Genomic DNA, 679 nt, shown 5'->3' with positions numbered 1-679 from the left:
GTGAACCCGCTCCTACAAGATACCGATAGCCCTGGCAGGAGCGGGTTCACCCGCGAAGAGGCCGGCACAGGCAACGGAGATGTTAGACTGTGCCCACGTCACCTCACGCGTACCCCCATGGCCTACAAACCCTCCCCCGCCCAGCCGCCCTCCGCCCTGCTGCGCCAAGTGCGCCCGCTGCGCCTGCTGCTGAACCAGGCCGAGCGCCTGGAGCACTTGCAGCGCCTGCTGGAAAGCCAGTTGCAACCGGCTGCCCGCGAGCACTGCCATGTGGCGTCCTGGCGCGATGGTACTTTGTTGCTGGTGGTTACCGACGGCCATTGGGCAACCCGCCTGCGCTACCAGCAGAAGCGCTTGTTGGCGGCCCTGCAGGCCATGGAAGCATTCGGCAACCTCAGGCGCATCCTGTACAAGGTACAGCCGCCGCTGGTACCGGCCAAGCGTGGCGGGCATGCGGCCGAGCTTTCGAACAGCGCGGCCGAGAGCCTGCGCGACACCGCCGAGGGCATTACCGACCCCAAACTGCGTGCCGCACTGGAACGGTTGGCCGCCCACGCTCAGGGCAAGCATTGAGTAGGAGGCGGGTTCACACCCGCCGTCCTCTCACACCACCGTGCGTACGGTTCCGTACACGGCGGTTCAAGCTATGCGGCTAAGCCGGTTGATCGTATCCAGTATC

1 protein-coding gene is annotated in these 679 nt (G+C 65.7%); it reads left to right on the top strand.

The window, feature by feature from the left end:
- Window positions 1–117: 117 nt before the first annotated feature.
- Entirely contained in the window at window positions 118–573 is a 456-nt protein-coding gene (locus I8746_RS26870; RefSeq protein ID WP_020193382.1) for a DUF721 domain-containing protein, read from the top strand.
- Window positions 574–679: the final 106 nt, after the last annotated feature.

This window comes from Pseudomonas sp. USTB-Z, assembly GCF_019691255.1.
Lineage (GTDB): Bacteria > Pseudomonadota > Gammaproteobacteria > Pseudomonadales > Pseudomonadaceae > Aquipseudomonas > Aquipseudomonas alloputida.
This window is presented reverse-complemented; position numbering and strand designations above follow the sequence as displayed.

What these genes read in the sequence shown, in the direction of transcription:
- I8746_RS26870 (WP_020193382.1), top strand. Translation starts at nt 118, where the DNA reads ATGGCCTACAAACCCTCCCCCGCCCAGCCGCCCTCCGCCCTGCTGCGC.